The organism is Chromobacterium haemolyticum (assembly GCF_002081825.1).
Classification (GTDB): Bacteria; Pseudomonadota; Gammaproteobacteria; order Burkholderiales; family Chromobacteriaceae; genus Chromobacterium; species Chromobacterium fluminis.
Window position 1 is genome coordinate 1 of record NZ_MUKU01000089.1, and the last position, 1,135, is coordinate 1,135.

The 1,135-nt window shown below is 60.4% G+C and carries 1 protein-coding gene; it reads left to right on the plus strand.

Annotated elements, in window-relative coordinates; genetic code table 11:
- Positions 1–1,135: IS4 family transposase (locus B0T39_RS24675; RefSeq protein WP_141111407.1), on the plus strand; the 1,135-nt coding region annotated here is incomplete at both ends.

The window sequence follows — 1,135 nt, forward strand, 5'->3', positions numbered from 1 at the left end:
TACCGGCAAAGCCTCCATTCGGCGCCGCAAACTTCCTGCTGAGCATGCCGTCTGGTTGGTCATTGGCTTGGCCCTCTTTCGCAACTTGCCGCTATGGCAGGTCGTGCAGCAATTGGCTCTGAGCCTCGATCAACACACCTTGCCCGCCCCCAGTGCCAGCGTGCAGGCGCGTCAGCGGCTTGGCGATGAGCCGATGGCGCAACTGTTCCGGATGCTTACGCAAGCCTGGGGCCGAGCCCCCGCCAATGACGCCCTGCGCGTACTGGCCGTTGATGGCGTTGTCTGGTGTGCTCCGGACACTCTGGAGAATCAGCTGCAGCTTGGTCGTTGCGCCACACAGCATGGTGCACTCCCATGGGCACAGATTCGTGCGGTCTGTCTGATGGATACCCTCAGTCATGAGCTACTGGATGCCCAAATGGGCGGCATGGATCGTGGAGAACTGACACTCGCGGCAGGCCTGCAAGGGCAGGATCATTCGATCACCTTGTTTGATCGGGCTTACTTCTCGGCCGCCTTCCTGCTGCAGTGGCAGGAACAGGGCGTTTCGCGGCACTGGCTGATACGAGCCAAGGAAAAGTTGCGTTACGAGAGCGTGAAGCAACTCGCTGCTGGAGACGCGATCATCCGCATGCCGGTCTCGCAGCAGGCACGGAAGCAGCACCCCGCGCTTCCCCGTTACTGGCACGCCCGGCTGATTGAGGTGGAAATTGCCGGACGAAAGCGGCGCTATCTGACCTCGGTGCTTGATCATCAGGCCTACCCTGCGGTGCAGCTGGCTCAGCTGTACACCGAACGCTGGGAAATTGAGCTGGGGTTTCGAGATATCAAACAATCCCTGCAGGATGCCGAGCCGGTGTTGCGCAGCAAGCAGCCGGAGTTGGTGCGGCAAGAGTTATGGGGGGTACTCATTGCCTATACCTTGCTACGGCGGTGGATGCGAGAGATGGCAGCGCATGCGCAGGTGGAGCCGCGCCGGATCAGTTTCCACACAGCTAGCTACGCGATATTGAATGTGTTGTGCTTTGCCAGTCTGGCATCAGCAGGTACGTTACCCGCCCAATTGGCGCGCTTACTGGAGCAGTCGAGGCTGTTTGTGCTGCCACCACGCAGACCAGGCCGACATTGCCCGCGA